The organism is Pseudomonas sp. E45-MNA-CIBAN-0222 (assembly GCF_040310405.1).
GTDB lineage: Bacteria > Pseudomonadota > Gammaproteobacteria > Pseudomonadales > Pseudomonadaceae > Stutzerimonas > Stutzerimonas stutzeri_AC.
This window is the reverse complement of sequence record NZ_JBEOPU010000015.1, coordinates 37,942-51,121: the sequence shown is the minus strand read 5'-3', so window position 1 is coordinate 51,121 and position 13,180 is coordinate 37,942. Positions and strand designations below refer to the sequence as shown.

Here is a 13,180-nt window from a genome sequence, read left to right as displayed (position 1 = left end):
CGCGGCAACCGCTCAGCCGCGCTTCGTGCCGAGCATTTCCCCAACCTTCATGGCGAACGCGTCGATGGCAAACGGCTTGGTGATCACACCCATATCCGGACTGAGAAAGTCATTGGCGGCGAAGCTCTCGGCATAGCCGGTCGCGAACAGCACCTTCAGGCCCGGACGCTGCTGGCGCGCGATGTCCGCCATCTGCCGACCGTTCATGCCCGGCAGGCCGACATCGGAGATCAGCAGGTCAATTCGGCGATCACTTTCGGTGATGGTGAGCGCTTCGCTGGCTTCACCCGCTTCCAGGGTTTCGTAGCCGAGATCGTTGAGCACTTCGACCACCAGCGAGCGAACCACAGGCTCGTCTTCGACCACCAGAATGGTCTCCCCAGCCCCAACCGGTGCGCGCTCGGCCTCATGCGCGACGACGGTGTTCTCGCCCTGGTGAACCGGCAGGTAGAGACGAACACTGGTGCCTGCACCGGGTGCGGATTCGATCTGGATGTAGCCCTTGGCCTGCTTGATATAGCCATACACCATCGACAGCCCGAGCCCGGTGCCCTGGCCGATGGGTTTGGTGGTGAAGAATGGTTCGAACGCGCGCGCCATGACATTCGGCTCCATGCCGGTGCCGGTGTCGCTAACGCTGAGCAATACGTACTCCCCTTCGGTCAGGCCGCGGCGCTTCGGATCGGGCGTCTTGCCCATGGTGTAGCTCGCGGTGGACAGGGTGATCCTCCCGCCATAGGGCATGGCATCGCGCGCATTGATGACGAGGTTGACCAGCGCGCTCTCGAGCTGGTTTACGTCCATGCAGGCGGGCAACAGCCCGGCACTGAGGCGCGTCTCGATCCGAACGTTCTCACCTGTGGTGCGATGGAACAGATCCTCCAGCGAGGCCACCAGCTGATTGACGTCGACCGGCTTGAGGTTGAGCGTTTGCCGCCGCGAGAAAGCCAGCAGGCGCTGCGTCAGCGCGGCGGCGCGCTGTGCAGAGGTGACGGCGGCGCCGATGTAGCGCTCCAGCTCCAGCGGCTCGCCACGCTGATGGCGACGCTGCATCAGGTCGAGGCTGCCGATGATGCCGGTCAGCAGGTTGTTGAAGTCATGGGCGATGCCACCGGTGAGCTGGCCCACGGCTTCCATCTTCTGCGCCTGACGCAGTGCTTCTTCGGCGCGGCTGCGTTCGGCGACCTCGGTGGCCACCCGCGCCTCGAGCGTCTCGTTGAGCTGGCGGAGACGGTTCTCGCTGATGCGCAGTGCATCTTCGGCATGCCGGCGTGCGCTGATGTCGGTGCAGGCGCCAGCGACATACGCGAGCCTGCCATTGGCATCGCGAAACGCTTTGGCCTTGCAGGCCAGCCAGCATTCCGCACCGGCATTCACCAGGCGAAACTCCGCGGTGAAGTCATCGCCCTTGGTGTAATGGTCGAAGGCCAGGCGCACATGTGCACGGTCATCGGGATGGACCTGCTGGACGAAGCCATCGACGCTGGTGACCTGCTGCCCAAGTGGCAGATGGATGATCTGCTCCAGCGAGCTGTCCAGGCTGAGGCTGCCATCACTGAGAAACCAGGTGAAGGTGCCGATGCCGGAAGCGAGCAACGCAGCGCGAAAACGCTCCTCGAAGTGGCTGAGACTGTCGCTGTGCTCCCGCTGGACCTCCTCGGTCACGTCTTCGACCTGGTGGATGATGTAGAGCACCTCACCCCGCTGATCGAGCACCGGAACGTTCAGCGGCCGCCAGTAGCGCAGCTCGAAACCGCCGCCCAGCGCTGCGGGCCGGGGGATGTCATAGCGGGTGATCGCCATGCGATCCGGCGCGCGGCTGCGCAGCACACGCTCAAGCGAGTCGCGCAGTACACCGGTACCGAACTCGGTTGGATCGTCCGGATTCTTGCGGAACACGTCGAATACCGGCCGGCCCACGCTTTCTTCCCTGCGCGTGTGGGTGGCGCGCAGTTGCGCGTCGCTTGCAGCGAGGATGGTGAAATCCTGATCAGGCGCGAGGATCAGATGCAGGTTGGGGACGGCTTCGAATATCGCCTGATAGTTGAGCGTCTGCGTCATCGGACTAGCGGAACCCTTGAATGAAACCTCGGCCGGGCGCTTCCATCTGCCAGAGGTTTAATAGTGTGAATGGGCGTGCGTTCTCTCGGTGCGTCAGAGCGGAATCGGCTATGTCCCGACTCGGCCTTGCGCATTGGTCATATTCAGCAGAGGCGGCAAGGGCGACGATGGTTCCAGTAACCGGACAGAGCGCAGGAGAATATCGGAATAGCGTGACGCGATGGGTGATCCGCCCAGGCGTGCGGGCGCGGGTAGATGCAGGTTGCGGCCGCGAGAGGATGAGAGTCAGCGATCGCGTAACCGGGGTTGGGGGTAGGGCGGTTTCAGGGGGTGGGCGTGATTGGAACGTCCGCAAGCGGCCCAAAGCGACACGGCCCTGCCCAGCGAGGTGCTGAACAGGGCCGCGGGGGTTTTCTGTCACTGCGGACGCATCCGCAGGCTGACGCTTACTGGCCGAGCAGACCGGCGTTCTGCGCCGAACCGAAGGCGAAGCCGATGAATTCCTGCACGCTCATTTCGCGGCCGTTGAAGGTCACCCGGTTGTCTGCGTAATGCAGCGAGCTGACCAGTCGCTCACCTTCCAGGCGGGACCAACCGGTGTTCAGCGCCATGCCGCTGAACAGCTCGGTGGCGGCTTCGGTTTCCTGCTGCAGTGCCGCCGGGTCGAGCTGACCGTCGCGCGATTCGTTCTGCGCAACCAGCCCGGCAATGTCACGCACCAGGCCCTTGTCGACAGCGGCTTCGGCTTTGAGCGAAGCGAGCATGCTGGTGATCATCGCATCCGGGGTGAAAGCCTCTGCGCTCGGGGACTGCAGGTCGACCACGACGGACAGGCTGGCGACGCCGTGGGCGGTTTCGAAGCCGAACTCATCGAGGGCCAGGGTGGGTTTGTGTTCGAGCAGCGCCAAGGCATGCGCCTGCAGTTCCTGCTGCTGGCCGTCGGTCATGCCGGCGAAGGATTCCTGCGGGGTGGCGCTGCTGTCGAGGATTTCCTTGTAGCTGGCGACCAGCGCGTTGAGGCTGCTTTCCTCGAGGTTGCGCAGGCTGAAAGCGAGGGCGAGGTTGCGGAACGTCTGGCCTTTGGCGCTGACCTCGCCGATGCGGTAGGCGATGGACTGGTCAAGGCCACGGCTGCCGCGGCTCAGCACTTCGTCGACGGAGGCGTTCTGGATGACCACGGCCGGATCGTCGCCAATGCGAATTTCCATACGTTCGAGGGTGAGTGCGGAGGGCCCAAAGCCGATGCCATTGGCATAGTCATGCTTGTCGGCGGTCAGGCCGATGCCGCTCAGTTTCGTGCGCACTGGCCTGCCGTCGCGTTGCAGGTCGAAATCAATTTCCGGCACCTGGCCGTCCATGCGTACGGCAGTGGCATCCTTATCCGCCTCGAAGTTGACCGCGCCGGCCGCGATGCGGACTGTGCCGTCTTCATCCTCGATGTTGAACGCTGCCGTACGCACGTCGCCGGACTGGCCGCCGTCGTAGCCAATGGTGACGTCACCCACCAGCGGCGTCTCACCAGCGGCGGCATCGAACAGCTTCTGCGTCAGCGGTGTGCGTTCAAGCTCGAAGCGGCTCTGCGCGGCGACCGGCATCAGTTGGCCGCGAGCCAGGCGCGAAATGGGAAACGGGCCATGTTCGAGGTGATCGTTAAACAGCAGCGTGTACTGGCGGTCGTTGCCTTCGTCATCCGGCACGTTGATGTCGACCTGGTAGCGCGCAGCGCTGGACAGCAGGCCGCGCTCGAAGCTGAGCAGCGTGATGCTGGTGTCGGCACCCGCGCCGATGCCCATCTCGCGCAGTTTGAGGTTGGCCTGGTCGACGGCATCGCGGGCGGTCGATTCGACCTGGGTGCTGGTGTAGAAGGTGGCGGCCCCGAAAATGGCCAGAGGTACGGCAACGGCGAGTGCGAGCTTTTTCATTGAAGCATCCTGTGCGGCGGCTGGGCAGACGTCCTGTCAGCCGGTGGTTGGCAAGCGGCGGCACTCTAACAGCGAGCACTGGCGGGCTCCAGTGCGCCCGGCAAGGGAATAGGAAGGGTGAGAACGTGGCAGCAGATTCGGGCGGGACGACGCGTCATGCGCCTTCGTCGCCCTGCCTGTAGTTCTTAATGCGTGCTGTCCGACTTGGGCATGGGAATGGCCACGCTGCTTTCTACGCTGCCGGCCTGGGCATCGCCTTCCTTGTCGGAGGGTTCCATTTCGTCTCGGGCCTGTTGCCAGTGCTCAGCTCCCCGCCCTTCCGGGTGGCCTTCTGCTTCCCAGATCTCATACGCGCGCTGGCGAATTCGTTCGTCGACGTTCATGTGTCAACCTCCTGGTGAGGGGCTCGCGGACGCGGGCCGCTAAGCAGTGGAAAGGGTGGCGAAGAGGAGGTTCCGGCGCGGCGACGAGTGCCCTAGGGTAAAACGTCGCAGGGTAGAAAAAGCCATCCATGGAACCGCCGCCGCTGAAGCGGTCGAAGCTCTGGATAAATGGCGCCGACTGGCGTTTCATTCGCTTCGCGCCGCGCCCGGCTGGGCCGGCGTACCGCCTTCTCGCACAGGACTGACCGATGAGTATCGCCGCCAACGCAGGACGCCTGCCCGACCCGCACATCCTGACCCACCTGCCGCGCCTGGTAGCGCGCTACTACAGCGACCGACCGGACCCGTCCGACCCGGTGCAGCAGGTGGCGTTCGGCACGTCTGGGCATCGCGGCTCCTCGCTCAAGGGCAGCTTCAACGAGTGGCACATCCTCGCCACCACCCAGGCGATCTGCGATTACCGCCGCCAGGAAGGCATCGACGGCCCGCTGTTCATGGGCATGGATACCCACGCCCTGTCCGAGCCGGCATTCATCTCGGCGCTGGAAGTGCTGGCGGCCAACGGCATCGAGACGCGCATCGACGCCGGCTGTCCGGAAACCAGCGGCGAGCCGGGCTACACGCCAACCCCGGCGATCTCCAACGCGATCCTCAGCTACAACCGCGGCCGCACCAGCGGGCTGGCCGATGGCATCGTCATCACGCCGTCGCACAATCCGCCGGGCGATGGCGGCTTCAAGTACAACCCCACCAATGGCGGCCCGGCCGACACCGGCGTGACCAAGTGGATTCAGGAGCGCGCCAACGCGCTGCTGGTCGCCGGGCTCGATGGCGTCAAGCGCATGGATTACCGCCAGGCGCTGAAGGCCCCGACCACCCAGCGCTTCGATTTCATCGACGCCTATGTCGGCGGGCTGGAACGGGTGATCGACCTCGATGCCATCCGCGGCTCGGGCCTGAAGTTCGCCGTCGACCCGCTGGGCGGCGCCGGTGTGCACTACTGGCCGCGCATCGCCGAACGCTTCGGCCTGCCGCTGGAGGTGCTGTCTACGGTGGTCGACCCAACCTTCCGCTTCATGCGTCTGGACTGGGACGGCAAGATCCGCATGGACTGCAGCTCGCCGCATGCCATGGCCGGACTGATCGAGAACAAGGACCGCTTCGACGTGGCCTTCGCCTGCGACACCGACCACGACCGCCACGGCATCGTCACCCGCTCCGGCGGACTGATGAACCCCAACCATTACCTAGCGGTGGCCATCGAATACCTGTTCACCCATCGTCCGGGCTGGAGCGCCGAGGCCGGCATCGGCAAAACGCTGGTGTCCTCCTCGATGATCGACCGCGTCGCCGCCGGCATCGACCGCCGCCTGGTGGAGGTACCGGTGGGCTTCAAGTGGTTCGTCGACGGCCTCATGGACGGCAGCCTGGGCTTCGGCGGCGAGGAGTCGGCCGGCGCTTCGTTCCTCGACAAGCAGGGCGGCGCCTGGTCCACCGACAAGGACGGCCTGATCCTCGGCCTGCTCGCCGCGGAGATCACGGCGGTTACAGGCAAGGACCCGAGCGAGCGCTACAAGGCGCTGACCGACCGCTTCGGCGCACCGGTGTACCAGCGCATCGACGCCGCGGCCAATCGCGAGCAGAAGGCGCGCCTGAGCAAGCTGTCCGCTTCGCAGGTCTCGGCGAAGGAGCTGGCCGGCCAGCCGATCACCCGCATCCTCACCGAGGCACCGGGCAACGGTGCCGCCATCGGCGGGCTGAAGGTGGAAACGGCGAACGGCTGGTTCGCCGCACGGCCATCCGGCACCGAGGACGTCTACAAGATCTACGCCGAGAGCTTCGAAGGCGAAGCGCACCTGGCGCGCATCCAGGCCGAAGCCAAGGCGCTGGTGGATTCGGTGCTGGCGGGCTGAAGGCAAGCCAACCCGCGGTGACCGGCATTAATGGTGGGCTAAAGCCCACCCTACGGGTCGGTGCAGCACGGTAGGGTGGGCTTCAGCCCACCGCTAAAAACTCGCAACAGGTGAAATCCGCCACTTACCACGTAAGCGCAATTCGGTACGGTTTCGTATGTGACCGTTACAACAAGGCAAGGAGGCCTTATGCCCAACTATCGACGCAGCCGGGCGGCAGGTGGTACCTGGTTTTTTACCGTGACGTTGGCCGATAGGCGCTCGACCCTGCTGGTCGATGAGATCGACCGATTGCGCGCTGTTTATCGCGAGGCGCAGGTGCGACGGCCGTTTCGTACCGTCGCCATTTGCGTGCTTCCGGACCACTTGCATGCGATCTGGACACTGCCGGACGGCGACATCGATTACGCTGGGCGCTGGAGCCTGATCAAAAGCCAATTCTCCCGCCAATTGCCAAGCAGCACTCCACGGCCGAGCCAGTCGCGCAAGCGCGAAAAAGGCATCTGGCAAAGGCGCTATTGGGAGCACCAGATCCGCGACGAGGTGGACCTGCAAGGGCATGTCGATTACCTGCACTACAACCCCGTCAAACACGGCTTTTGCACCAGCGTGGCGCAATGGCCGCATTCTAGCTTTCACCATTTCGTTTGCGAGGGCCTGTTGCCAGTGGACTGGGGAGGCGACCACACAGATCGACGGGGCATGCTTGCTGGCGAGCGAAACTGAGACTGGTGCTGTGCTGGTGGGCTAAAGCCCACCCTACGGGTCCCGATGGATCGCCTAGCCTCGCGGGTTAGCGGCCTTGTAGGGTGCGCTTCAGCCCACCGATGACGCATCACAAAATAGAGTATGCCCCCGCGACAAGGGCCTGCGGCGCCCGATCTGGGATGAGGGATTCGGGGTATGCCTGGTGGGCTAAACCCCACCCTACGGGTCCCGATGCATCGCCTAGCCACGCGGGGTAGCGGCCTTGTAGGGTGGGCTTCAGCCCACCGATGGCGCATCACAAAATAGAATGCGCCTCGACAACGACCTGCGGCGCCCGATCTGGGATGAGGGATTCGGGGTATGCCTGGTGGGCTAAAGCCCACCCTACGGGTCCCGATGCATCGCCTAGCCACGCGGGTTAGCACGACCTTGTAGGGTGGGCTTCCGCCCACCGATGGCGCTACCAGGCCGCGCCTTTGGAAACGCTCTACACTCGATGCGTCCTGTCACCCCGGAGTACAAGTCATGACGCTATCGCCTTTCCACCTCGCGATTCCCGTATACGACCTCGCCGCAGCCCGCGCTTTCTATGGCGAGCTGTTCGGTTGCGCTGAGGGGCGCAGCAGCGAGCATTGGGTGGATTTCGATTTCTTCGGCCATCAGCTGGTGATCCACGAAGCACCGAAGATGGCGCATCAGGAAGCGGCACACAGCAACCCGGTGGACGGCCATGACGTGCCGGTGCCGCATTTCGGCGTGGTGCTCGGCTGGGAGACCTGGGAGGCGCTGGCCGAACGGCTGAAGGCGCGCAGTACGCGTTTCGTCATCGAGCCCTATGTGCGCTTCCAGGGTCAGGTCGGCGAGCAGGCAACGATGTTCCTGCTCGACCCCTGCGGCAACGCGCTGGAGTTCAAGGCGTTCAAGGACATTGGCCAGCTGTTCGCCAAGTGAGCGGGATCAGCCGCGCTCGGCGATGTGCTGATCCTTGAGCTTCACGTAGTTGCCGGCGGTGTAACTGAAGAAGCTGCGCTCCTTGTCAGTCAGCGGGCGCGCCTGCTTCACCGGGCTGCCAACGTAGAGGTAGCCGCTTTCCAACGTCTTGCCCGGCGGCACTAGGCTGCCGGCGCCGATGATCACCTCGTCCTCAACCACCACGCCATCCATCACGATCGAGCCCATGCCGACCAGGATGCGGCTGCCCAGGGTGCAGCCGTGCAGGGTGACCTTGTGCCCGACGGTGACTTCGTCGCCGATGGTCAGCGGAAAGCCATCGGGGTTGTAAGGGCCGGCGTGGGTAATGTGCAGGACGCTGCCATCCTGGATGCTGCTGCGCGCACCGATGCGGATGCGGTGCATGTCGCCGCGGATCACGGTAAGCGGCCAGACCGAGCTGTCTTCGCCAATCTCGATATCTCCAATCAGAACGGCGCTGGGATCGACGAATACGCGCTGGCCGAGCTTTGGGGTGTGGTTCTGGTAGGTACGGATGCTCATCGGGTCTCCTGACGTGGTGGTGAATGGTGGTTCGCTTTGGCCGCCCCTATGGATTGTCCATGCCTGGCGAGCCCGAGCGGAAGAACTCGCCCGGCGTTGCGCCAAACTGTTCGCGGAAGGCCGCAATAAAAGCTGAAAGTGATTCGTAACCGCAGCCCAGCGCCACGTCAGTAACGCGCTCGCCGCGCTCCAATGCCGGCAAGGCGCTGAGCAGGCGCAGGCGTTGCCGCCAGGCGCGGAAGGTCAGCCCGGTTTCGCGCATGAACAGCCGGCTCAGGGTGCGTTCGGAAAGCCCCAGCGTCTGGCTCCAACCCACCAGTCGCTCGCGTGAATCGGGACGCGCCTGCAGCCTGCGGCACAACTGGCGCAGGCGTGGCTCGGCCGGCAATGGCAGCACCAGCTCGACCTCCGGTGCGCTGCCGAGCTGATCCAGCAGCACCTGCACCAGGCGGCCTTCCGGGCCACTCTCCGCGTAGGCTTCGGGCAGTGTACTGAATTGCTGGATCAATTCGCGCAGCAGCGGGCTGACCTGCAGCACGCGGCAGCGCTCGGGTGCATCGCCAGCCACGCTGCGGTCGATGTACAGGCTGCGGATGCAGGTATCCGGGGCGCAGAACACCTGATGGGTAATTCCCGCGGGAATCCACACGGCGCGCAGCGGCGGCGCAATGAAGCGCCCGCGGTCGGTACGCACCTCGAGTACACCTTCCACGGCGTGGGACAACTGTATCCAGGGATGACTGTGGCGGTAGCCGAGCTTGAGATTGGGCGGCGAGTCGAGCTGACCATAGACGGGCCTTGGCAGCTGCCGGAGCTCGTTGAGGCGCGCAAGCAATGCAGCTTCTTGTCCGGTTGGCGACATTTCATGCCTGCTTGGCGTTAGTCGGAAGATGCTGGTCACGATAAGGTCCCCGCCTGTTGCCCGCAAGTAGAAGGATTTCCCGCCATGGCCCATCTGCGCCTGTTGTTCGATAACTTTACTCTCGCCCTGCTGGCGGTCATCGCCATTGCCACTTTCCTGCCCTGCGAAGGTCAGGGCGCGGTGATCTTCGGCTGGGCCACGACGCTGGCCATCGCCCTGCTGTTCTTCATGCACGGTGCCAAGCTGTCGCGCGAAGCCATCCTGACCGGAGCCGGCCACTGGCGCCTGCATCTGCTGGTGTTCGGCTGCACCTTCGTGATGTTTCCGCTGCTGGGGCTGGCACTCAAGCCGCTGCTGACACCCATGGTGGGTAACGAGCTTTACCTGGGCATTCTCTACCTTTGTGCCCTGCCCGCCACTGTGCAGTCGGCCATCGCCTTCACCTCGCTGGCGCGTGGCAACATCCCGGCTGCGATCTGCAGTGCGGCGGCGTCCAGCCTGCTCGGCATCTTCCTCACGCCGGTACTGGTGATGTTGCTGCTGGGTGTGGAAGGTGAAGCCGGATCGACGCTGGATTCCATCGGCAAGATCGTGCTGCAACTGCTGGTGCCCTTCATCGCCGGGCAGTTTGCGCGGCGCTGGATCGGCGCCTGGGTGACGCGCAACAAGGGCTGGCTGAAATCCGTCGACCAAGGTTCCATCCTGCTGGTGGTCTATACCGCCTTCAGCGACGCGGTGGTCGAGGGGCTGTGGCAGCTCATCCCACTGTCTCGACTGGTTGCACTGACGCTGGTCTGCTGTGCCCTGCTGGCACTCGTGCTCTGGCTGACGCACTGGCTTGCCAGCCGGCTGGGCTTCAACCTCGAAGACCGCATCACCATTCTCTTCGCCGGCTCGAAGAAGAGTCTGGCCACCGGCGTGCCTATGGCCCAGGTGCTTTTCGCCAGTAGTGCCGTGGGGATGATCATCCTGCCGCTGATGATCTTCCACCAGATTCAGCTGATGGTCTGCGCGGTGCTCGCCCAGCGTTATGCACAGCGTGATGAGGAACCGGAGCAGGTTTCCGAAGCTGCTGCGTCATAGGTATAGGGAAGCGCTATCGGTCCGATTCCAAGCTGCGCGGTCAGGCATTTGTCTTTAACATGCCGGGGGTATCCATCAGAAAGGGCCAATGCCGTGACCGCCAACAATCCGCTGCTTCGCGATTTCGACCTGCCGCCCTATTCCGAGATCCGCCCGGAGCATGTCGAGCCGGCCATCGATACCATCCTCGGTGACAACCGCGTGGCGATCCAGGAGCTGCTCAGCCGTCCGGCCGAGAGCCTCGATTGGCAGACTCTGGTGGTCGGCCTGGATGAGCTGAACGACCGTCTGGGCCGCGCCTGGGGCCCGGTCGGCCATTTGAACTCGGTGTGCAACAGCCCGGAACTGCGTACCGCCTACGAGGCCTGCCTGCCCAAGCTGTCGGCCTATTACACCGAACTGGGGCAGAACCGCGCGCTGTTCGAGGCCTATCAAGCGCTGGCCAATAACCCGCAGGCAGGCACCTTCGAGGTGGCACAGAAGACCATCCTCGAGCATTCGCTGCGTGATTTCCGCCTGTCCGGCATCGACCTGCCGCCGGTCGAGCAGCAGCGCTTCGGCGCCATCCAGATGAAGCTCGCCGAGCTGGGCAGCAAGTTCTCAAACCAGCTGCTGGACGCCACCCAGGGTTGGACCCGCCACGTCACCGACGAAACGGTATTGGCCGGCATCACCGATTCCGCCAAGGCGCAGATGGCTGAGGCGGCCAAGGCCAAAGGCCTCGACGGCTGGCTGATCACACTCGAGTTCCCCAGCTACTACGCAGTGATGACCTATGCCGACAACCGCGACCTGCGCGAGGAGGTCTACACCGCCTACTGCACCCGCGCGTCGGACCAGGGCCCGAATGCCGGACAGTTCGACAACGGCCCGGTGATGGCGGAAATCCTCGAACTGCGCCACGAGCTGGCGCACCTGCTCGGTTACGGCAACTTCGCCGAGCTGTCGCTGGCGACCAAGATGGCCGAATCCACCGAGCAGGTGCTGAGCTTCCTGCGCGACCTGGCCGTGCGCAGCAAGCCGTTCGCCGAGCGCGATCTGGCCGAGCTGCGCGCCTTCGCCGCCGAGCAGGGCCTGAACGACCTGCAGAGCTGGGACCTCGGCTACTACGCCGAGAAGCTACGCCAGCAGCGCTACAGCCTGAACCAGGAAGAGCTGCGCACCTACTTCCCGATCGACAAGGTGCTGTCCGGGCTGTTCAGCATTGTCCAGCGCCTGTACGGCATCGAGATTCACGAGCTGGAAGGCTTCGACGGCTGGCATCCCGAGGTGCGTCTGTTCGAGATAACTGAGAACGGTCAGCACGTCGGGCGCTTCTTCTTCGATCTCTATGCGCGGCCGAACAAGCGTGGCGGTGCGTGGATGGACGGCGCCCGCGACAAGCGCCGCACTGCCCTCGGCACGCTGCAGACGCCGGTGGCCAACCTGGTCTGCAACTTCACCCCGCCGGTGGGCGAGCGCCCGGCACTGCTGACTCACGATGAAGTCACCACGCTGTTCCACGAGTTCGGCCATGGCCTGCATCACCTGCTGACCCAGGTCGAGCACGCCGGTGCCTCGGGCATCAACGGCGTGGCCTGGGACGCGGTGGAGCTGCCAAGCCAGTTCATGGAAAACTGGTGCTGGGACCCCGAGGGCCTGGCGCTGATCTCCGGCCACTACCAGACCGGCGAGCGCCTGCCGCAGGACAAGCTGGACATGATGCTGGCGGCGAAGAACTTCCAGTCCGGCATGGTGATGGCGCGCCAACTGGAGTTCTCACTGTTCGACTTCGAACTGCACGCCACCCACGGCGATGGCCGCGGCGTGCTGGAAGTACTCGAACACATTCGCGACGAGGTTTCGGTTATGCGGCCGCCGGCCTACAACCGCTTCCCCAACAGCTTTGCGCACATCTTCTCCGGTGGGTACGCAGCCGGTTACTACAGCTACAAGTGGGCCGAGGTGCTGTCGTCCGATGCTTTCTCGCGCTTCGAGGAAGAAGGCGTTTTCAACTCCGAGACCGGTCGTGCCTTCCGTAACGCCATCCTGGCGCGTGGCGGGTCCCAGGAGCCGATGGTACTGTTCGTCGATTTCCGAGGCCGCGAGCCGTCCATTGACGCCCTGCTGCGCCACCTTGGGCTGGTAGCGGAGGCCGCGGCATGAGCGACGAAGTAACCCCTGTCATCACCAAACGCTTCATCGCCGGGGCCGTGTGCCCCGCGTGCAGTGGCACGGACTGCATCAAGATGTGGGACGTCGACGGCGTGCCGCATCGCGAGTGCATCGACTGCGGCTACGCCGACACCCTCAATGCTCAGGGCCAGTCGGTGCCGATGGAGTTGGGCACGCGGGTCAATCAGGCCAAGCCGAAAGCACCGGAGACGCAGGTGCAGACCGTGCAGTTCTTCCCCAATCCGAAGTTGAAGAAGACCCCCGAGTAAGGCTCGTTCCCCACGCGGGGCGACGAGCGGGCGTAGCCCGGTTAACGCTGTAGGAAACGGCTCTGATACTGTATATAAAAACAGTATTCGGAGCCGTTCATGTTCACGCCGAAAAACACCCCGCGCGGTCGCGGCACCGCGATCAATCCGCACAATCGGTTCGCGCCGACCCTCAGCGAGTCCTGTGACGATGGCTGGGAGCAGGAGGTGCCACCCACGCGCGCCACTGAAGTTCGTCGCGAGACAGCCAAGACCGTCATCAGTCGCAATCAGTCGCCGGATGTCGGCTTCGATCGGTCGGTAAACCCCTATCGTGGCTGCGAACATGTTA

General features: G+C 64.2%; 11 protein-coding genes and 1 pseudogene. 7 read left to right on the top strand and 5 right to left on the bottom strand.

Annotated features, from left to right (window positions below):
* Positions 1–12 precede the first annotated feature (12 nt).
* The 3 genes from AAEZ08_RS19610 to AAEZ08_RS19600 all read right to left on the bottom strand — a co-directional run bounded on the left by AAEZ08_RS19610 (position 13) and on the right by AAEZ08_RS19600 (position 4,366).
* Positions 13–2,061 carry an ATP-binding protein gene (locus AAEZ08_RS19610; RefSeq protein ID WP_500124963.1) on the bottom strand — a complete coding sequence of 683 codons (2,049 nt, stop codon included), beginning with the start codon at positions 2,059–2,061 and terminating at the stop codon, positions 13–15.
* 446 nt (positions 2,062–2,507) lie between these two features.
* Positions 2,508–3,983, bottom strand: coding sequence for a YdgA family protein (locus tag AAEZ08_RS19605; RefSeq protein ID WP_500124962.1), 1,476 nt, complete (start codon positions 3,981–3,983; stop codon positions 2,508–2,510).
* A 185-nt stretch (positions 3,984–4,168) separates the two neighbouring features.
* Positions 4,169–4,366 carry a DUF2934 domain-containing protein gene (locus tag AAEZ08_RS19600; protein ID WP_500124961.1) on the bottom strand — a complete coding sequence of 66 codons (198 nt, stop codon included), beginning with the start codon at positions 4,364–4,366 and terminating at the stop codon, positions 4,169–4,171.
* A 248-nt stretch (positions 4,367–4,614) separates the two neighbouring features.
* Between AAEZ08_RS19600 and pgm the strand changes: the two genes are divergently transcribed.
* From pgm to AAEZ08_RS19585, 3 genes are all read left to right on the top strand, one after another.
* Positions 4,615–6,279: a phosphoglucomutase (alpha-D-glucose-1,6-bisphosphate-dependent) gene (gene pgm, locus AAEZ08_RS19595; RefSeq protein WP_500124960.1), complete on the top strand. Its 1,665-nt coding sequence runs from the start codon at positions 4,615–4,617 to the stop codon at positions 6,277–6,279.
* A 189-nt stretch (positions 6,280–6,468) separates the two neighbouring features.
* Entirely contained in the window at positions 6,469–7,005 is a 537-nt protein-coding gene (locus AAEZ08_RS19590) for an REP-associated tyrosine transposase (RefSeq protein ID WP_058065438.1), read from the top strand.
* A 507-nt stretch (positions 7,006–7,512) separates the two neighbouring features.
* Positions 7,513–7,938: a VOC family protein gene (locus tag AAEZ08_RS19585; RefSeq protein ID WP_102821147.1), complete on the top strand. Its 426-nt coding sequence runs from the start codon at positions 7,513–7,515 to the stop codon at positions 7,936–7,938.
* Between the two features lie 6 nt (positions 7,939–7,944).
* Here AAEZ08_RS19585 and AAEZ08_RS19580 read toward each other — a convergent pair whose 3' ends face one another.
* Together AAEZ08_RS19580 and AAEZ08_RS19575 are read right to left on the bottom strand one after the other, a co-directional pair.
* Positions 7,945–8,481: a gamma carbonic anhydrase family protein gene (locus tag AAEZ08_RS19580; RefSeq protein WP_500124959.1), complete on the bottom strand. Its 537-nt coding sequence runs from the start codon at positions 8,479–8,481 to the stop codon at positions 7,945–7,947.
* Between the two features lie 46 nt (positions 8,482–8,527).
* A complete protein-coding gene (locus AAEZ08_RS19575) occupies positions 8,528–9,343 on the bottom strand; it encodes an AraC family transcriptional regulator (RefSeq protein ID WP_500124958.1) in 816 nt (271 codons plus the stop codon).
* Between the two features lie 84 nt (positions 9,344–9,427).
* Here AAEZ08_RS19575 and AAEZ08_RS19570 point away from each other — a divergent pair, with 84 nt between their 5' ends.
* From AAEZ08_RS19570 to AAEZ08_RS19555, 4 genes and pseudogenes are all read left to right on the top strand, one after another.
* Entirely contained in the window at positions 9,428–10,426 is a 999-nt protein-coding gene (locus tag AAEZ08_RS19570; RefSeq protein ID WP_500124957.1) for a bile acid:sodium symporter family protein, read from the top strand.
* Positions 10,427–10,519: 93 nt separating this feature from the next.
* The gene (prlC, locus tag AAEZ08_RS19565) at positions 10,520–12,571 is read left to right on the top strand and encodes an oligopeptidase A (RefSeq protein WP_500124956.1); all 2,052 of its coding nucleotides are present in this window, start codon (positions 10,520–10,522) and stop codon (positions 12,569–12,571) included.
* Complete coding sequence (locus AAEZ08_RS19560; RefSeq protein WP_500124955.1) at positions 12,568–12,849, top strand: YheV family putative zinc ribbon protein; 282 nt, start codon at positions 12,568–12,570, stop codon at positions 12,847–12,849. Before prlC ends, AAEZ08_RS19560 begins: the two co-directional genes overlap by 4 nt.
* Before the next feature lie 99 nt (positions 12,850–12,948).
* Positions 12,949–13,176 (top strand): annotated as a pseudogene (locus AAEZ08_RS19555) (PA0069 family radical SAM protein); the annotation flags it as partial.
* Positions 13,177–13,180 lie beyond the last annotated feature (4 nt).